The 19,396-nt window shown below is 46.3% G+C and carries 12 protein-coding genes; 8 read left to right on the forward strand and 4 right to left on the reverse strand.

Annotated features, from left to right (window positions below):
- Window positions 1–389: 389 nt before the first annotated feature.
- Window positions 390–2,969: a glycoside hydrolase family 3 protein gene (locus FIU99_RS25410; protein ID WP_253899479.1), complete on the reverse strand. Its 2,580-nt coding sequence runs from the start codon at window positions 2,967–2,969 to the stop codon at window positions 390–392.
- A 133-nt stretch (window positions 2,970–3,102) separates the two neighbouring features.
- Between FIU99_RS25410 and FIU99_RS25415 the strand changes: the two genes are divergently transcribed.
- Window positions 3,103–3,984: a helix-turn-helix domain-containing protein gene (locus FIU99_RS25415; RefSeq protein ID WP_152472690.1), complete on the forward strand. Its 882-nt coding sequence runs from the start codon at window positions 3,103–3,105 to the stop codon at window positions 3,982–3,984.
- Between the two features lie 205 nt (window positions 3,985–4,189).
- Here the strand turns inward: FIU99_RS25415 and FIU99_RS25420 are convergent, their stop codons facing one another.
- Complete coding sequence (locus tag FIU99_RS25420) at window positions 4,190–5,503, reverse strand: carbohydrate porin (protein ID WP_021456972.1); 1,314 nt, start codon at window positions 5,501–5,503, stop codon at window positions 4,190–4,192.
- Window positions 5,504–5,823: 320 nt separating this feature from the next.
- Complete coding sequence (locus tag FIU99_RS25425; RefSeq protein ID WP_043011799.1) at window positions 5,824–7,383, reverse strand: glycoside hydrolase family 16 protein; 1,560 nt, start codon at window positions 7,381–7,383, stop codon at window positions 5,824–5,826.
- A gap of 360 nt (window positions 7,384–7,743) precedes the next feature.
- Between FIU99_RS25425 and FIU99_RS25430 the strand changes: the two genes are divergently transcribed.
- Window positions 7,744–8,742, forward strand: coding sequence for a LacI family DNA-binding transcriptional regulator (locus tag FIU99_RS25430; protein WP_021456974.1), 999 nt, complete (start codon window positions 7,744–7,746; stop codon window positions 8,740–8,742).
- A gap of 59 nt (window positions 8,743–8,801) precedes the next feature.
- On the opposite strand, the gene FIU99_RS25435 is transcribed toward FIU99_RS25430, so the two are convergent.
- The gene (locus FIU99_RS25435; protein WP_021456975.1) at window positions 8,802–9,551 is read right to left on the reverse strand and encodes an ABC transporter substrate-binding protein; all 750 of its coding nucleotides are present in this window, start codon (window positions 9,549–9,551) and stop codon (window positions 8,802–8,804) included.
- A gap of 420 nt (window positions 9,552–9,971) precedes the next feature.
- On the opposite strand from FIU99_RS25435, the gene FIU99_RS25440 reads away from it, so the two are divergent.
- The 6 genes from FIU99_RS25440 (at window position 9,972) to FIU99_RS25465 (ending at window position 19,179) form a co-directional block, all read left to right on the forward strand.
- A complete protein-coding gene (locus FIU99_RS25440) occupies window positions 9,972–11,606 on the forward strand; it encodes an ABC transporter substrate-binding protein (RefSeq protein ID WP_152472691.1) in 1,635 nt (544 codons plus the stop codon).
- Window positions 11,607–11,696: 90 nt separating this feature from the next.
- The gene (locus FIU99_RS25445; RefSeq protein WP_021456977.1) at window positions 11,697–12,671 is read left to right on the forward strand and encodes an ABC transporter permease; all 975 of its coding nucleotides are present in this window, start codon (window positions 11,697–11,699) and stop codon (window positions 12,669–12,671) included.
- Between the two features lie 8 nt (window positions 12,672–12,679).
- Entirely contained in the window at window positions 12,680–13,669 is a 990-nt protein-coding gene (locus FIU99_RS25450) for an ABC transporter permease (RefSeq protein ID WP_152472692.1), read from the forward strand.
- The gene (locus FIU99_RS25455; RefSeq protein WP_152472693.1) at window positions 13,666–14,619 is read left to right on the forward strand and encodes an ABC transporter ATP-binding protein; all 954 of its coding nucleotides are present in this window, start codon (window positions 13,666–13,668) and stop codon (window positions 14,617–14,619) included. The genes FIU99_RS25450 and FIU99_RS25455 overlap by 4 nt, the downstream gene beginning before the upstream one ends.
- A 12-nt stretch (window positions 14,620–14,631) precedes the next feature.
- The gene (locus tag FIU99_RS25460; RefSeq protein ID WP_152472694.1) at window positions 14,632–15,624 is read left to right on the forward strand and encodes an ABC transporter ATP-binding protein; all 993 of its coding nucleotides are present in this window, start codon (window positions 14,632–14,634) and stop codon (window positions 15,622–15,624) included.
- A 123-nt stretch (window positions 15,625–15,747) separates the two neighbouring features.
- A complete protein-coding gene (locus FIU99_RS25465; protein ID WP_152472695.1) occupies window positions 15,748–19,179 on the forward strand; it encodes a hypothetical protein in 3,432 nt (1,143 codons plus the stop codon).
- The last annotated feature ends 217 nt before the right edge of the window (window positions 19,180–19,396 follow it).

Raw genomic sequence — 19,396 nt, forward strand, 5'->3', positions numbered from 1 at the left:
ACACCGCCAAATTCGCGTGTCGCTGATGAACTCTGTCGATTTCCTTGCCAATCGACCATCGCTTTTTAGTGGTGGTCGATCGATTTTATACTAGAAGTTCTCCGAAGCCTGAAAGGTTATTGTTAACTCTTTCCCTACCGCATAACTCCAACCCTTTCCTTTGGAGCTATGTACTCATAACCTTTGTAGGGTGACGCTTAGTTTTGAAAAACGACAAATAAAAGAGTACTGGGTAATCAATATCACCAAAGGTCTTGAATAGGTATCTAGCCTTTATTTTTCCTATACTGTCTCGGCGTTTCTCTGATCTGCCTTTTAAATAGAGAGTAAGGTGAGCCGAGTCGGAAAAGGTACTCAAAACTGATTCCATGCCGCTTATAGTCATACAATTATTGCAAGATATCCCAGCAAATATTGGCAATCACAACATCTATTTCCCCTTCTATCGCGAGTAAAAATGGCGTATCAATGCAGTTTAAGTCACGCCCGTCGGTAACTAAAGCAGAACACGGAACCGTAACCCTAGTAAATTCACCCACAGAGGCATTGAATGCTTGGGTTAGATCAACACACGGCCCATGAGGTCTAAGCGTTTCGCCTACAGCTTTTTGCAAGCCAAAATAAATACTAGCAGTAGAGCTCTGCACTGGTTTAATTTCAAAGCTCACGGCACCATTAGCCTCAAAATGAGACAAATCTTCAGCCAGACCATTCGCTGGTTGAATATAAACCACTCCACCCGACGAATCAGTGGCAATCTTAACGGCATCTTGCTGCTGCTGATAGTTATAGGGCTGACTGTGAATATGGCTGAGCGACATCGTATTGTTGCGCGATACATCTAATCCCATCCAATGACCACTATCCGCAATTTTTAACTGATAATCACCAACACAAGCTTGAATGCCAAACAGATGCTGCGCATGGGTTGCCTCAGTCGTTTCCTTTTCGCTGACGGTATCGAAATCAAGGTTGTCCAGATCTCTGCTCTGCGTTTGAGTGCTGTAATTCAAACCATAGCCGTACTCAAACAGAGGCGCGTGCTCACCAAATGGGGACTGCTCTATCTCTGGCACCACATAATCAGGAATGTGTTCAGGAACCACATTCACCGTCGCGCTAAGTTTTTTGTTTGGCCAACTAAAAGAAAGCTTTCCTTTGAAATCGAATCTTGGTTGCCCTTTGCTATCGCCCACCAATACGTCGACCATTCCTTCCCCTTCACTACCAGGCAAGAAAGCCGCGACAAAGGCGTCTGATTGAGCAATTTGTTCATTGACATAAAGTGGTCTGCCACTGAAGAAAATGCTGATGACTTTAACGCCTGCACAATTGAGCTGCTCAATGCGCTGACAATCTTCACCATAGCTACGCTTTAAAGTAGAGAAGTCTAAGCTTTGCCACGCTTTGATATCCCCCATCATTTCTGCATAAGGGTCTTCACCAAACGCCACAACAGCAACATCCCCTGCCTGATAATCTGAGTTGAGCTCTGGATCGTAGGTCACCTTGTCTGGACCTAGCTCTTGCTCCAGCGCCATCTTAAGTGTGGTCGCCCCCGGAAAGTCCTCTAAGCTGTTTTCATCCCCTTGCCAAGTCAGGTTCCAACCCCCTGATTGCTTTTGAATGTCATTGGCAGCGCTACCCGTCAATAGCACCTTCTGTGAGCGGTTAAGCGGAAGTAGGTTTGCTTTGTTCTTCAACAACACTAACGACTTTCTCACCGCTTCGCGTGCAGTGTCTCTGTGCGAGGTTGCGCCTAAGATTGATTGTTGACCCGCATACTTGCGCTGAGTCGGTGTGGGTTTTTCCCATAGACCTGCACGCATTTTCACGCGCAAAATACGCATTACTGCATCGTCGATACGTGTCATTGGGATCTCACCCGTTTTCACCCCTTCCAGCGCGTTGTGATAGGCCGCTAGCCAATGCTCACGAACTGGAATCATCAACACGTCATTACCCGCGTTGATCGCGTAGTTTGCGTTCCCGTCGCTGCACTTACTTACCTCGGCATGACCATGCCAATCCGTGATCACCAAACCGTCAAAACCCATTTTTTCTTTGAGCACATCATCAAGTAAGTACTGACTGCCATGCACTTTATCGTTGTAGATGTTTCCTTGTTCAGTGTCATGGTCATAGTTCGCCTTGTTGGCCCAACTATTGAACGAAGACATCACCACCTGCGTCCCCGCTTCTAAACCACTGAAGTAACCTGCAGCATGAATGTTACGTAGTAGATCTTCGCTGTAGTTATTTACCCCCCGATCCACTCCAGTTGCCGTACCACCGTCTCCGACCCAGTGCTTAACATTGGAAATGACGTGTGCTTGGCCTTTCAATTCATTTTGCGTACCTTGCAAGCCTTTGACCATTTCTCGCGCATATTGATAAGTAATGTGTGGATCTTCAGAGTAACCTTCGTACACGCGACCCCAACGTAAATCACGTGGTGTCGCCACGGTGGGAGCAAATGTCCAGTCTAGCCCTGTCGCAACAATTTCCAACGCAGTAATACGCCCGATCCGACCAATTAATTCAGGGTCACGAGCGCAGCCTAAGCCTATATTGTGGGGGAAGACAGTCGCACCAAAGGCGTTGTTGTGCCCATGAACGGCATCCGTCGCCCAAACAAACGGAATAGTAAAAGGGCGATCGGCAAACATCTCTTGAGTGGCGTGCCAAAACTCATCGGCTTTGTCTGCCCATTCTTGCGCCGACGCCCGTTTATTGTTGTTCGGCCATGCCCCGCCACCATTGAGGATCGAGCCAAACTTATACTGCTTAAACTCTTCAATCGTCACTTCTCGAATTTCTGGCTGAATCATCTGACCGATTTTTTCTTCCAGTGTCATTTGATGTACGATTTTTTCAATCGCTGACTCGATTACCGGATCCGAAGTAAAGTCAGACACCAATAGCGGCCAGTCCGAGTAATATGGAAGCGATTTGTGTTCGTTGTGCATGGGACCCTCCATTTCGAGTAGATTAAGACGCACATCGCGTTGTTGTTGTGGTTTTCAACCTATAAGAGCCATAGTAAACTCACCAATTACGCAAAACGACGACAAATGCGACATAAGTTGGTAAAAACGCGACATGATTGAGAAATATAAACTTGCCACACACCAAAAGCATCCTCACCTTAGCTTTGCCTATGTCGATGGCGATCATAAAAGTGATTTTGCGATGCACAGACACGATTTTTCTGAGCTATTCATCGTCGTCAGTGGGAGAGGCATTCATAACGTTGCTAAACATCAATATTCGTTGCAACCCGGCGACGTGTTTGTGATCAATGGCGATATTGAGCATGGCTTTCAAGATGTAGAAGAGTTAAAGCTGATCAATCTGATGTTTGATGCCCAAAACCCCTTTTTTGAGTCTTCATCAATGCGACGTTTGGCAGGTTACCAAGCCTTATTCAAAATTGAGCCATTCGCACGTCAATCCTCAGAGTATCAAGCCAAGCTCACCCTCAAAAGAGAGGAGCTAAAGACCATCATTCGTTTGTTAGAGCAAATCAGGAACGAGTATGAACGCGCGGAGGCAGGCTTTGAGATTATGATCAGTGGGGCGATGCAGCAATTGGTCATTCACTTGGCAAGAATCTATCAAAACCAACAAGGCGCTCTCCCCACCACCACCTTAGCCTTAGGACGTGCCATTGCATACATTGAGCTGAATTTTCAAAACATTGAAATATCGAGTGAACAAATTGCCAAGCACGCATTTATCAGCAAGCGTCAGCTTGAAAGACTGTTTCGCCAGTTCTTTAACACGTCGCCGACCAAGTATGTCAGAGCACTACAATTGAATTTTTCCCAAACCTTGCTGTTGAGTGAAGATAAATGCTCGATCCAATCGATTGCCGAGCGGAGTGGTTTTGGCGATAGCAACTATTTTTCTAAGTGTTTTAAAAACACTTTCGACATCACGCCAAAACAGTTTCGAGCCCAATACCGGCACAACTCAGGTTAAGTGCGCAAAGCTTTTAATAAAGCGCGGACCTAAAAAGAAAAAGGCCGCTTAAAATAAGCGGCAATATAAACGCGAAGAAGCGTCCCCCACTTTCCACGTTCATCGGCAAATCACATCCCTGTGTCAGCTAAACTGTTTAGGCTCAACGAAGAGGTGAGCCTGACGCACTATCAGGCTCCAAAGTGTGGCCATGTAGGTGGGAGAATTACCACCACATATCGGCTTGAATACCGACGATAAGATCCGCCTTGTCACGAGTATCGCCATCTAGGTATGTTGCTAAGAACCGTAGCTCTGGCACAGGACCGAAGCCTGTGTTGACGTTAATAGTTGGCGCAACCGTAAACTTGTAATCATAACTTGTTGATGTCACGCCAGCGACACTTTCACCCCGGTTGTACTGGTAACCTGCTTCTGTGGCGATGAAGAAGTTCTGATTTATTGGGAAAGTTGGTCGAACCATCGCCGATGCCCAGCTATCTGTGCTACCGTCGTCCATATCGTTGTATTGACCTTGGATAGAGTGGAACACACTCACGCCATTCTCAAAGAAATACCCACCCCAGACCAATGCGCGGGCGGAAACATCACCATTATTGGCTGCTTTAACACAAGAGCTGCCACATCCACTACTGGTAATTTTCCACGACGTGACATTGTTACCCGGTTTATAGGTGTTATAAGTTGTGAGTGTGCCACCCAATAATTGACCAGACCCCAGACCTTTACCGACTTGTCCAATGTATTTAGTAAAGCCTTTTTCAGAAAGACCGAACACACTATCTGAGTGGTAAATCGCCGTTAGGTCCATACCATTACTTGTGTATTGATTATTAACACCATTTTCTTCAATGATGTTGTCTGGCATATATTTCAGCATGGCGTGTAACTCAACGCTACCGAAGTTCACCCCAGTATGCAAAGCATGCATGATGTTGTTACTGTCGCCGTAAAAACTTGTGTCACCAGAATCATCACTGGCTATATATGCAAAGTCCCATTTCTGACCACCAAGTTCAACGCCTTCAATACCGAACCCCGTACCTGACATGTCGGTATAGAAAAAATCTGTCATAAAAATATAGTTGTCTTTACCGTAGAAGCGCTTGCCCCCCCAAACGACACCGGTTTCACTCACGCCTTCAAACTCGACGAAAGTCTCAATCATACCAATCTCGCTGTTAGCGGCGTCGGCATTGGCACCTAATTGGTTAGTCGCATATTGAGCGTTATCGGCACCAGCACGAGTTTTAATGCGAACTTTCTGACCATCGTCATTTTCAAAATTTTTCTGTAATGCCAACTCAAAATGATTGTCTGATTCGAGACCAAGACGACCTAGTCTCTCTTTAGAGCCAGGGAACTTTGAGCGCTTGTAATCATCGTTCTTGCTAAATAGTGCACCAGCACGAAAATAGCCATGGAACTCAAAACCATCGGATTTTTCTGCAAAAGTAGGTAAAGAAGTGAATCCAGCAGAGACGGCTAAACATGCAAGAGTAAGCTTTGACAGTTTCATATTAACTCCATTATTGATAGGGTACGCTCACAAAGAAAGCGCTTTCTTTTTATTTTAAAAAATGAACAAGCATGAGCGCTATAGGGGGCTATTAACTCGATGCATGCGCAATATATGCGACAAATTCCAGCTAATGGAGCGCTTTTACTTGTTCTGTCAGAAATATTAGCGATATTTTGTCACTACAAAAAGTTACACAGATCACATAGAAAGCGCTTTCTTTATATATTGATCACAATTATGCATTTGCAGGAACTATTTATCTATCTGAAAAACAAAGAGCCATGCCGGTGCATGGCTCTTGTATCAGCAGCTCAAGCTCAGTGCTTACGCCACATAATATTGTTAAGCTTGAAAGACATAGGGCCCGTTGGCTCAAAGACCAACAAATTGGTCACTCGGGTTGGGTCAACAGAGCTCCCAGCTTGATATCGATTACCTTGCGCCACCAATTCAGATAGAGGAACCTTGACCGTCTGCCACTGATTCGATTGATCCAGTTTAACCGCAATATCACTAGTCAATGGCCAGCCACTATCGACCTTAACCAATAGTTCGGTATCATCCTGTTTAGACTCAACTTGGATTTCGAAGCTCAACACACCAGACTCTAACCAGTGTGTAATATCGATTTCCGGCGAGCGGAAATAAAGGTTGCCAACGTCCCCGGTTTTGATGATCGATAGTACGCGTCCTCTTTCCGGCTCTTCTATCACTTGGTGCTCGACTACGTTGGTAGGATCGTAACTGTCAAAGGCTAAGGCTGCATTCAAATCATCAATAAAGACATTTAGGTTTGGGCCATCGGCATAGCTTGTGTCTTGTGTAAGAATTTCTGGTGCTTGATGGCCTTTTACCAACGTCGCTTCTTGTGCTGATGCAGCGCATCCTTTACCTTTCCAGCGATCCACAGAGCAGCGATAGACTTTGACAGAATCAACCAGCATCGTAGCAGGGAAGATACTCTCATCAACACCCGTCTCATTGGTTTGTCCGGACCAACTACCGCCAATCGCTAGGTTCAAGATAAGGTGGAACTTCTCGTTGAAAGGAGCAAAACTCGGGGCATTAACTATCTTCCCATCTTGCTCGTATTGAGAGTACCAGCCATGATGGGTTTGCGTAGCATAGTGGATATTATCGACATACCAGCGAATCTCACCTTTTTCCCACTCTATTGCGTAGGTGTGAAAGTCATCGGCCGGATTGACACCATTGGGTAATGAGAACTCTGCTCCACTGCTTACATTGTTGGGCCATTGAGCACCGTAATGAAGGGTACCGTGTATACGCTGCTCTAAGTCACCTTCCTTTGCGTCTGGCGCATCAGATTGCGCTTTTAGATTCACTGCCTCGACAATATCAATTTCGCCAGATGCCGCCCAATTTCCGTACTTGTTTTCTGAAGGTAACATCCAGATGGCAGGCCAAGTCCCTTGCCCAGCAGGAAGTTTAGCTCGCACTTCTACACGGCCATACTTAAAATCACGCTTGCCCAATGTGCTCAATCGAGCGCTGGTATATGGGAGAGTCTTATACGGACCATCTAGTTTTCCTTGGGGATCAGCGGAGCCGGTATACGTTTCTTCCTTAGCAACTATATGCAAATAGCCATCGCTGACGAACGCATTGTTTGATCTAGCAGTGTAACATTGAAGTTCGTTATTGCCGCCTCCCCAACAGTTTTCTTCAAATGACCAGTTGCGCTTGCTAATAGTGCTGCCTTCGAATTGATCTTCCCAAACCAACTGCCAATCACTTCGAGGCGTGATCTTCCCCCCGTGTTGAGATGAAGCCATAGCCGCACTAGAGCAGCTAGAAAGAACGACAACACTAGCTAAAGAACATAAGAGCGGCTTGATATGGATAGTTTTGAACATTGTAGATCCTTTGTTAATGCTAAAAGCACGTAACACTTGGTTCAGACCGATTCATGTCCCCCTACTCCACAAAAAGGTTTTACTGAGAATTACGTTGTATGAAAAATCCGCTTGATATTACTCATTTTTCCTCACAAAAATACTTGATCCAACTCTCAAAGAAAGCGCTTTCTTTGGATTTATATCACAGATACTGGTTATACTTTTAAACTCCGCAATACAGGCATTGTGCGAGATGTAAAACTAACGCTTCGACCAATGAATTGCCGCCTAGATTGCCATTACGATAAGCCGTTCTGAGTTCGTGTTTTTCGCACTGGGCGTATTGGTCATAATTTCATTCATTCAGAGATAAGTATCTTGATCACAATTAAAGAAGTCGCAGAATTAGCAAAAGTCTCTCAGTCAACCGTATCTCGCGCGATCAACGGCCATCCAACGGTCAAAGAGAGTAATCGGCAAAAAGTCTTCGAAGCTATTGAGCAACTCGGTTACCAACCCAATACTTTTGCCCAAGCCCTAGCTTCCAGTCGCTCTAACAGTATCGGTATGTTAGTGGGGTCACTTGATGGTCCCTTTTACGGTCCATTAATGCACCACACCGAAGATACAGTACGTGCCAACAACAACCACCTGATAGTCACTAGTGGTCAGGAGTCTTTGCAAAAGGAGCGAGAGTCGATTGATTTTCTGCGTTCTAAGCGTGTGGATGGCTTTATTCTTCACTCTGATATGCTCTCTGACGATGAACTGATCAATGTGGTTAAACAGAATCCAGCTACGATTATCTTGAACCGCTACATTCCTGACATTGCCGATAATTGTATATACATCAATAACGAGCTGGGTGGGTACATCGCAACCAAGTACCTGCTTGACCGCGGTCATACAAAAGTCGGCTGTATCACGGGTCAATTGAGTAAAGGAGATAGCCGAGACCGCTTACAAGGCTATCGAATGGCACTGGATGAGTTTGGTATTCAGTACAACACCAGCTATGTCATAGAAGGACGTTTTGATCACGATGGTAACCACGAACGTGCTCGCCGCCTTTTAGATAGAGCCCCTGAGTTGACCGCTATTTTCTGTCAAAACGACAACATTGCGATTTCTGTTTATGATGTGGCCGCTGAGCGCAGTATCGAAATCGGTAAAGACTTATCTATTGTTGGTTTTGATAACGACTATCACAGCGCCCATATCAGACCGCGCCTCACTACCGTCAATTTTCCTGTACAAGAGATGGGGCGAGAAGCCGCGAAATACGTGTTGGCTATGGTCAAAGACGCTGCATACCAAGCCAAGCATATCCTCAACCCAGAAATGGTCGAGCGTGACTCGGTATACACGATGAAATAAGGCCAGTGCAGCTCTCCTATTGCTACTTTGCTTTGTATTACATCGTTACATCCACTTGCTCAGTAACCTTCTGGTACCAGCGGGTTATGTAAATGAATTTGTGTCCGATTCGGCAAGTCCAATTGTTCAATCACCTTGCCGAAATAGCGCTTGTAAAGCGCTTCGAACTCACCTGTTTGTCGTATCTCGTCGATGGCTCTTGACAGCATATCAGCCAACTCAGGTTGACGTTGATTGACATAGAAAACCAACGGGAACGGGTAGTTGAGCTGCAAAGTAGTTTCAATGGTTAAATCTTGGGAGTATTCAGGATAGCTATTTAATACGTCCTGCGCTTCAGCAACCCCTAACGATAAATAATCCACTTTTTCTTCATTAAGCCATGCTAACATTTGCTCCAAACTGCCCTGCTCAACAACATGATAATCATTGGCACGAAACAACTCTGCATCGACCCAGGTAGCAGGAACGCCCAGTTTCATTTTCTTAAGGGCGGCTTGATTTAAATGCTCAAATTCGTTTACCCGATTGTCCTTAACCACCAATACACGGCGGCCCAACAAGCCAAAGCATAATGGCTTTTTCACTTCAATGAATGAGCGGCCTTCGAACTTTCGATTGCCTGCAACGGTGACCAGAGCACTGGCTCCACGTTCGAGCACCCTCCCTTCATCTTCGGCATTGGGGTAATCGGTTTGGTCACGACTCAAGCTTTTGTGTTCGTTGAATTTTGATAACAAAAGATTGATGAGTGCCCATTCATAGCGCTGTCTGACGGCCGTCTTATTCCCATTCCAAAACGTATCCATGGTTTCTCCGAGATTACCAATAACGGCCTTACTTTACTCTTCAAATCCGCCAAAGAAAGCGCTTTCTTATATGTTTAACGTTTTTGTGATACTAAGCAAAAATATCCAGTAAAACGAGGTGATCCTGTTCAAAAAAACACACTTCAACGCACTATATTTGTGCATTACGTAGGGCAGCATATGAAAACAACATATTAAAAACGGCCCCACATAATTCCAATAATATTATTAATATACAAGTATTTACAATGAATCAGCATTTCCATCATCGCCTAGCTTCGATTTTGCACTATTTGTGATCTAAGAATGATTTTTACTACTTGGGTTTGAAGCTGACAGTTTATTCACTAACAATAGTGTCAAAGAAAGCGCTTTCTTTTTGTCGCTACACTAAAAATATGGCTATCTAAGGAACTTGAGATGCTGAATAAAACTCTTATCGCTACACTCGCTACTGGGATTCTGTGTTCTGGCGCTGTTCAAGCCGAAACCATCAAACAAGGCGGTACACTGACCGTCCCTATTGTAAATACGGGTTTTGTTGATAACTACAACCCTTACACCACCAAGGACCTACTCCATGGCATCATGTTTGAGCCTTTGATTGTATTCAATAACATGACGGGGAAAACGGATTTCCGCTTGGCTGAGTCTTTTTCTTACTCTTATGATCTCAAAACTATCACGGTAAAAATGCGTGACAATCTAAAATGGTCTGACGGTATACCATTAACCGCCGAAGACGTTGTGTTTAGTTTTATGTTAACCAAAGAAGCGCCTGCGTTTGACCAAAAAGGGATTTGGTCAGGTAAGAACCTAAAAGCGATTACCGCTCCGGATGCCAAAACGATTGTCTTCGAGCTTAACGAACCCGATTCAACCTTTGTTTGGAACTTAGAGCGTTACCACATTGTACCTAAGCATATTTGGTCAAAAGTGGAGGATTTGACGACCTTCACCAATCCTAATCCCGTTGGCAGCGGCCCGATGACTGAAGTTAAGTTCCTGAAACCGCAACAAATGGAGCTCTGTCGCAACCCGAACTACTATCTTGAAGGACGTCCATACCTAGACTGCGTGAACTTCCGTTCATACAACGACAATTCTCAGATTCAGCCTGCACTCATTAAAGGCGAGATCGATTGGGGTTCAAACTTTATTGCTAGCGTTGAAGAGACATTCGTCGCTTCAGATAAAACCAATCACAAATTCTGGTACCCAGCGAACGACGCCATTCATCTCTACGTCAACACCAAGAAAGCACCATTTGATGATATCCGAGTACGCCAAGCGCTTTCTATGGCACTGGATCGCGACATGATCGTCGACATTGCGGCCTATGGCTACCCAACCGCTAACTACAATGTTGGTGGTATCGCTGAATTGTACAACACCCATATCGACCAAGGCGTGAACGATAAATACGGTCATTTAGCGCAGTACAACCCAGAAAAAGCCAAGCAACTGCTTGATGAAGCTGGCATCAAAGATCGCAATGGCGATGGCTACCGCGACAACGAAGACGGCTCTACCGTCAGCTTTGATATCGAAGTGGTCAACGGTTGGACAGACTGGATTCAAGTTGTTCAGATGGTCACCGAGTACTTCGACGAAGTCGGTATCAAGGCTAACGTTAAAACCGTTGACTGGGCCGTGTATGACGCCAATCTGAAACAAGGTGACTACACCATGTCAATCAACTGGTCACTGGTGGCCACTCACCCTATTTTGGCGTACCAAGAGTACTTCCATACTTCTCGTATTGGTAAAACCTGGCATGCTGGCCATGGTGTTAACTCAGCGGAGATCGATGATCTGATTGATAGCTTTGGTGGGATTGGTGATGAAGCAGAACAAGCAAAAATCATCTCTCAGTTGCAGGAATACACAGCGAAAAACTTGCCGTTTATTCCTTTGTTCTCCAATGCAACTTGGTTCCAGTACAGCACTAAAAACGTTGTCGGTTGGCCAAGTGCGAGCAACCCATACGTGCAACCTGTATGGTATGACGGTGGTAAGCGCGTCATCATCCTCAACAAACTACACCTGAAGTAATGCTGCGTTAGTAGCTCATATGTGAGTTACCAGCAATCTACGATGTACAAAGGGGAGCTGAATATGGCTCCCTCATTAAAAAGGTTCGTTATGTCGTTTCTAGCTCGCCGATTTGGCTTTTATTTTACCGCGTTTCTCATTGCAATCTCGTTCAATTTCATGTTGCCTCGCTTAATGCCAGGTGACCCTGTTGATGCCCTGTTCGCTGCCGCTCAAGGTCGCATGGACCCTGCGCAAATGGAGGCGGTTCGTGAAATGTACGGATTTGTCGATGGCAACATCTTTGTTCAATACTTGGCTTACATGAAGAGTGTCTTCACTCTGGATTTGGGCCCATCAGTGTTGATGTTCCCCGTCAACGTATCTGAAGTCATTGCAATGGCACTACCTTGGACTATGTTCCTCGCGTTAGGCTCTCTGATTGTGGCACTCATTATCGGTGTGAGTATTGGTACTTATGCCTCTTACCGACGCGAAGGCATTTTTGGTCAGGTGGTACCACCTGTACTCGCGTTCATCAGTAACTTCCCCTATGTGGTTACCGCTCTGTTACTATTTTATTTCTTTGGCTTAAAGCTTGAGCTGCTGCCACTTGCTTACACTTATGATCCGTCACTAGAGCCAGGATTTACCTGGGAGTTCATTTCAAGCGTCGCCCTCCACGCAGTGCTACCTGTAGGGTCAATGGTGGTCGTCGGCATTTCTACTTGGGTTTTTAACATGCGTAACGCCATGATTAACGTACTCGGTGAAGACTACGTCACCATGGCAGAAGCAAAAGGTCTCAGCAGCTATCGAGTGATGTCTCGCTATGCAGGCCGTAACGCTATTCTTCCTGTTGCAACCGCTATCGCCATGGCCATTGGCTTCTCATTCGCGGGCTCTATCATGACAGAGGTGGTCTTTAACTACCAAGGCCTTGGCAACATCCTGCTTAAGGGTATCGTTGCGCGTGACTACCCGCTTATTCAAGCCATTCTGCTTATTTTGGTTACTGCTGTTCTGACAGCAAACTTTATCGCCGACTTACTTTACGTTTGGCTTGACCCACGAATCTCAAATTAAGGTGCATCATGGACAAATCAATCACCACGCCTCCAGCCAATGACCCGGCGCTAACGGTTCGTGAGTCTCAATTTTCTTGGCAGCGTATTAAAAAGTCGCTAGGCAAAGTCTACGCATTTTTCTACGGCAATCCTCCAGCGATCATCGGCGGACTGCTACTGACCATCGTTCTAGCGGGGGCCCTTTTTGCGCCAGTATTAGCGACACACAATCCAGAAAAGCGCGTTGCTCGTCCACATCAACCAATCAGTGCTGAGCATTACCTGGGCACAACTCGCAGCGGTCGTGACGTCTACAGCCAAGTGCTGCACGGCGGACAGAAGTCGCTCACCGTCGCCATTTCTGCGGGTATTATCGCGATGAGCATTGCGGTCATCATCGGTATTTCCGCAGGTTACTTCGGTGGCAAAATTGATGAACGCTTGAACTTTTTGACGAACGTATTCTTGGTTTTTCCGCAGTTACCCTTGCTGATCGTCCTCGCGGCCTTCTTAGGACAAGTGGGCTCCTTAGTGATAACCGTGTTACTCGGAATAACCTCATGGCCCTGGGGCGCAAGAGTCATACGCGCGCAAACCATGGCGATTCGCAGCAAAGAATTCATCATCTCTGCAGAGGTTATGGGCGAGTCGAAGGTTCGTATCATTCTGGTTGAGATTCTACCAAACCTTGTCTCTATCGTATTTGGAGGCTTCTTGGGCACAGTGATTTACGCAATGGGCGCTGAAGCAGGCTTAGGTATCCTTGGTCTAGGCGATGCGACAGAAGTAAGCTGGGGCTCAATGCTCTACTGGGCACAAACGTCTTCATCACTGTACACAGGCGCATGGTGGGAAATGCTGGTACCAGCGATGGCACTCGCAATTACGGGGGGTGCACTGGCCCTGATCAATATGTCAATTGACCAAGTCAGCAACCCTAAACTACGTACTGGTCCACACATCAAACTATGGTATCAACTTAAAAAAGAAGCAGATAAGCGCCGAGGTCTACGATGAGCAATCTATTAGAAATCAACAACCTTTGTGTTGACTACGTATCGCCAAACGGCGTAGCAAGAGCGGTAAACAACGTGAGTCTATCTATCGCTCCGGGGGAAACACTGGGCATCGCTGGCGAATCTGGCTGTGGCAAGAGTACACTGGCCTTTGCTATCTCTCGTCTACATAAAGCCCCTGCACTTATCTCTGAGGGTGAGATCATTTACGACGGCCAAGACGTGCTTAAGATGAACGACAAGCAATTGCGTCATTTCCGTTGGAATGATGTCTCTGTGGTATTCCAAAGTGCCATGAACTCGCTCAACCCGGTAATTACTATCGGTGAGCAGTTAACTGACGTGATTCTTGCGCACCGCAAAATCAATTACAAGCAAGCCCATGAACGTGCAGTCGAGTTGCTTAACATTGTCGGTATCCACGGTGATCGTATGGCTAGCTTCCCGCACCAGCTCAGTGGTGGTATGCGTCAGCGTGTGGTTATCGCGGTTGCGCTGGCGCTAGAGCCTCAATTGATCATCATGGACGAACCGACCACGGCACTGGATGTCGTGGTTGAGCGTGAAATCCTCAACGAGCTGTATGAACTGAAAAGCAAGTTTGGCTTCTCTATCTTGTTCATCAGTCATGACTTAAGCCTGATGGGTGAGATCGCAGACCGTATCGGCGTTATGTACGCAGGCAACTTGATTGAACTTGGGGATGCGAAAGAGGTGTTTGGTAACCCACAACACCCATACACCAAAGGTTTGATCTCGTCGTTCCCAACCATCCATGGTCCCAAAGAGCGCTTGTACGGCATCCCTGGCAACCCCGTTAACCTGCTACAGATCCCGCAAGGTTGTAATTTCCAAGCGCGTTGTACTGAGTGTATCAACAAGTGTAAAGACGTTGAGCCCACTTTGGTTAAAGTCGACAACGGCAATCTCGTTTCTTGTCACCTAGTTTAAGAGGATAAAAAGATGGAAAATGCAACAAATCCTGAGGTCATTCTCTCAGTCAAAAACTTGGTGAAAGACTTCCCGATTGGTCAGTCAGTCAAAGACACTATGATGCGCGCAGTGAATGACGTGTCCTTCGACCTACGTAAAGGCGAAGCGCTGGCGATTGTTGGCGAATCGGGCTCTGGTAAAAGTACTGGCGCACGCGTACTGACACGTATCTACGACAAAACCGCCGGTGATGTTGAGTTTAAAGGCCAGCCGCTCGATAAGTACATCAAAGAAAATGGCGAGTTAGAGTATGCACGCCAAGTGCAGATGATCTTCCAAGACCCGTTTGGTTCACTCAACCCTGTTCACACGATCTACCACCATATTGCGCGCCCATTGATGATTCACAATCGCGCAGGAAAGCATGCCATTCCAAAGCTTGTGTATGAGCTGCTAGAGATGGTTGGGCTTTCTCCGGTCAAAGAAACCGCGGAGAAATACCCGCATGAGCTTAGTGGTGGCCAACGTCAACGTGTTGCCATTGCCCGTGCCATCGCGGTCTCTCCAGAAGTGATTCTTGCCGATGAGCCCATCTCGATGCTCGATGTCTCGGTGCGCTTAGGTATTTTGAACCTAATGTCTGACTTAAAGGATAAGCACGGCATTTCGTTTATGTACATCACTCACGATATTGCCACTGCTCGATACTTCGCAGAAAAAACCGCCGTGATGTACGTCGGTCATATGGTCGAATGGGGTAACAGCGACAGCGTGACACAAAATCCACAACACCCTTACTCGCAGCTACTGCTTTCTGCGGTTCCGGAGGTGGGCAACTCGGGTAAACGTGAACTGTCAGCCAAAAAAGGGGAAATCCCACTCTGGAAGCCCAATAGTGTTGGTTGCCCGTTCGCAAGTCGCTGCTTAAAAGCGACCGAAGCGTGCACTGAATCTATTCCCGAACCAACCAGGGTCGGAGAAGATCATTACGCACGCTGCCACCATCTTGAGCCACAGCAATAGAATTTAACACAATCTAAATAGTGCATTTTATCAGCCAAGCTGACCATCAAATACTCCGATGGTGCTTGGTTTGGCCCCCGCTCGGCCAAAAAATACAAATGCGCTCAAAAAAGGAACAAATCTATGAACTTTAACTATCAAGCAAACCAGGCGATCAGCGGTCAGTTTGTTGACCTGATGGGCGAGCGATTCTACAAAATCTCTAACGTTGATCGAATGAGCCCTTTCTTTATCAGTGTTGTATCAGCCAGCGATCATTGGTTATTTATCTCATCAACCGGCTGTCTTTCTGCGGGTCGTATTCGTCCTGAAAATGCGCTATTCCCTTATCGTTCAGTCGATCATATCCATGAAAACGCAGAGAACACAGGTTCTAAAACCATCGTTCGAGTAAAAAGTGAAAACGGTGCGACACTTTGGGAACCTTTCAACCGCCACCATGATGGGCTGTACCATACAGAACGCAACTTATACAAAAATACCATTGGCGATAAGATCGTATTCGAAGAGCTTAACCACACGTTAAAGCTTAAATTCACTTACAGCTGGAGTAGCAGTGAGCGTTTTGGCTTTATCAGACATTGTGAGTTTAGCGACCTTTCAGGTCAGGGTCGCGAGTTAGAAGTGCTTGATGGTTTACAAAATCTATTGCCTTCTGGCGCGCCGCTCAGCGCGCTGCAAACACGTAGCGCATTGGTCGACGCTTACAAGTGGAATGAGCGTTCCGAAAACTCGCCTCTGGCGCTTTATACTATGTATGCAAAGCTGAGTGACCGTGCTGAACCTGCAGAATCGCTCCTTGCTAGTACCGTGTTTGCGCTTGGTCAGGGAGCGTGTTCTACCCTGCTCTCCAGTGAGCAACTGAACGCTTTCCGTCGAGGCCGTGAGATAGTGCCAGAGACACTAACCAAAGGCGTTCGCGGCAGTTACCTCATTCATAAAACCCTTTCCCTGAAGGCCCATGGTCAACAGGGTTGGATGCTCGTCGCCGATATCGACAAAGGTCACCGTGAAGTCGTTGAGCTCAATCAGTTACTCACCAAGCCTTTAGAACTACGCCAACAAGTCGATCAGAGCATCGCTGACAATCAAAACGACCTGATCACACTGATGTCTGGTGCCGATGCTTGGCAAATTACCGCCGAAGAAACTACCAGTGTCCACCACTACGCAAATGTACTGTTTAATAATATGCGTGGCGGCGTGATTGAGAACAACTATGATCTCGACAAAGCTGACGTGATTAAGACCATCATTAACGCCAACAAAGTGGTTGCAGACAAACATGACTCTTTCTTTGCCGATCTGCCAGAAACTTTTACCCATCGAGAGCTAGTTTGCCAAGCCAAAGCAACTCAAGACGTTCAATTGATCCGCCTAGCCTATGAATACCTACCATTAACGTTTGGCCGTCGACACGGTGATCCAAGCCGTCCTTGGAACCACTACGAAATTAAGCTTAAAGATGAGAATGGTGAGCGTTTGCTCTCTTATCAAGGTAACTGGCGCGATATCTTCCAAAACTGGGAAGCCATTGCTCTGAGCTACCCGGAGTTTATCCCCTCGTTTATTGCGAAGTTTGTTAACGCTTCGACCATTGACGGCTACAACCCATACCGCATTACCAAAGACGGAATTGACTGGGAACTGCTTGAACCAGACGATCCATGGAGCAACATCGGTTACTGGGGCGATCATCAGATCATCTATCTACTCAAGTTCTTAGAGCTGGCTGACAAGTATCAAAGTGACGAGCTAAAAACGCTGCTGGTCAGTGATGTATACAGCTATGCCAACGTGCCCTACAAACTGTGCAATGTTGAGCAGTTATTTGCTAATCCAAAAGACACCGTGGCTTTTGACAAAGAGCTTCAAGCGACTATCGAGCAACGCGTTGCCAGACTAGGCAGCGACGGCCGACTGCTCGTTGAAGGGGAAAATCAAGTTTACTCGGTGAACCTCCTGGAAAAAGTGTTGGTTCCTCTACTGTCGAAGCTCAGCAACCTAGTGCTAGATGGCGGTATCTGGCTCAATACGCAACGTCCAGAATGGAACGATGCGAACAATGCGATTGTCGGCAATGGATTGTCGATGGTGACTTTGTACTACATGCGCCGCTATGTGGCCTTTATGCAAAAACTCATCAATGCAGCTCCGAGCTCAGTGTCCATTTCTAAAGAAGTGTATGAGTGGATGCTCGCGATTGAGAAGACGCTGAGTGAAGCCGAGAAAGAAATTCGCTACGAAACCGTTACTCGCCAGACTCGCAAAGCCATTCTAACTAAGTTAGAGAAAGCATTTGAACAATACCGCGCTAAGGTTTACCGCATGAATGGCTTCTCTGGTAAAACCAATGTCGAGTTATCGACAGTCAAACAATTGCTCACTACTAGCTTAGCGGTGCTTGATTCAAGCATTGGCAGCAACTTGCGCCAAGACGGTCTATACAATGCATACAACATTGTCACTTACTCGGCGGAAACACTCAAAATCGAACAACTCTACCCAATGCTTGAAGGTCAGGTTGCGGTACTGAGCTCTGGCGTGTTATCGCCGAAACAAGCGGTTGGGCTTTTGGACAAACTCTTTGCCAGCGACATGTACCGACCGGATCAACACAGCTTTATGCTCTACCCAGACCGGGACTTGAGTCGCTTTGCAGATAAAAACCACATCCCTCAAGACAAACTCGAGGCCATCCCAGCGCTCAATGAGATGTTGCAGCAAGGTGATCAGCGCATTATCAACAGTGATGCAGAGGGTAACGTTCACTTTAACCCAGACTTTGAAAATGCAGGCTACCTTGCCGTGGCTTTACAGGGCGTTAAGTCAATAAATGCTGAAGTGAAAGAGCAGGTCCAAGCTTTATATGAAGAGGTATTTAATCACAAAGCCTTTACTGGTCGCTCTGGCACCATGTTTGGTTATGAAGGCCTTGGCTGTATCTACTGGCATATGGTATCGAAGCTGTTGCTAGCGGTTCAAGAGAACTATCTGGTTGCTCGAAAACTCGACGCACAAAGCGAAGAGACCCTAAAGCTGGCTGAGTACTACTATAGCGTGCGTGCAGGCATTGGCTTCAACAAAACTCCACAGAACTACGGCGCTTTCCCAACCGATCCTTATTCACATACGCCTAAACAGGCAGGCGCGCAACAACCGGGGATGACGGGTCAGGTAAAAGAAGAGGTGATTACACGCTTTGTTGAACTGGGTCTTGAGGTTGAGGATGCAACGATTCACATCAACCCGACTCTCCTTAATCACGCTGAGTTCTTAACAGAAGCGGCGCAGTTTGATTGTCAGAATGTACAAGGTGAAAACTGCAGCTTTAACGTTGAGAAAGGCCAACTTGCCTTTACCTACTGTCAGATCCCGTTTTTCTATCGGATTGCCGATAAGGCAAGCATTACTTGCTTTAGCAATACAGGATCAAGCGAAACCTATGATCAACTAACGATTCCTCACAGTGTCTCAAAGTCAATTTTTGCACGAAATGGTCATATCACTAAGGTGCATGTGACGCTGACGAAAGCCCAGTTACGCCAAAGTTAAGCCATTTTATCAATTCATAGTACGAGAAAGCCCTTAATCATCGATTGAGGGTTTTTCTTAATGTGCTGAGCTTGATGGCGGTGAAAGTCCTAGACGTCGAGTCATTTATTCATCGCCTTAAAATCAAGAAGTCTGTTCTATCCATGACGTGAAACAACACGCGCAGACACCTTTGGTTACATCGAAATACTGGGGAATCGAATTAGGCGGTAGTCCA

The organism is Vibrio sp. THAF64, assembly GCF_009363455.1.
GTDB lineage: Bacteria > Pseudomonadota > Gammaproteobacteria > Enterobacterales > Vibrionaceae > Vibrio > Vibrio coralliilyticus.

Excerpts from the sequence above, each read along its gene's own strand:
- FIU99_RS25410 (WP_253899479.1), bottom strand. The coding sequence starts at position 2,969 with ATGCACAACGAACACAAATCGCTTCCATATTACTCGGACTGGCCGCTA.
- FIU99_RS25415 (WP_152472690.1), top strand. The coding sequence starts at position 3,103 with ATGATTGAGAAATATAAACTTGCCACACACCAAAAGCATCCTCACCTT.
- FIU99_RS25420 (WP_021456972.1), bottom strand. The coding sequence starts at position 5,503 with ATGAAACTGTCAAAGCTTACTCTTGCATGTTTAGCCGTCTCTGCTGGA.
- FIU99_RS25425 (WP_043011799.1), bottom strand. The coding sequence starts at position 7,383 with ATGTTCAAAACTATCCATATCAAGCCGCTCTTATGTTCTTTAGCTAGT.
- FIU99_RS25435 (WP_021456975.1), bottom strand. The coding sequence starts at position 9,551 with ATGGATACGTTTTGGAATGGGAATAAGACGGCCGTCAGACAGCGCTAT.
- FIU99_RS25440 (WP_152472691.1), top strand. The coding sequence starts at position 9,972 with ATGCTGAATAAAACTCTTATCGCTACACTCGCTACTGGGATTCTGTGT.
- FIU99_RS25445 (WP_021456977.1), top strand. The coding sequence starts at position 11,697 with ATGTCGTTTCTAGCTCGCCGATTTGGCTTTTATTTTACCGCGTTTCTC.
- FIU99_RS25450 (WP_152472692.1), top strand. The coding sequence starts at position 12,680 with ATGGACAAATCAATCACCACGCCTCCAGCCAATGACCCGGCGCTAACG.
- FIU99_RS25455 (WP_152472693.1), top strand. The coding sequence starts at position 13,666 with ATGAGCAATCTATTAGAAATCAACAACCTTTGTGTTGACTACGTATCG.
- FIU99_RS25460 (WP_152472694.1), top strand. The coding sequence starts at position 14,632 with ATGGAAAATGCAACAAATCCTGAGGTCATTCTCTCAGTCAAAAACTTG.
- FIU99_RS25465 (WP_152472695.1), top strand. The coding sequence starts at position 15,748 with ATGAACTTTAACTATCAAGCAAACCAGGCGATCAGCGGTCAGTTTGTT.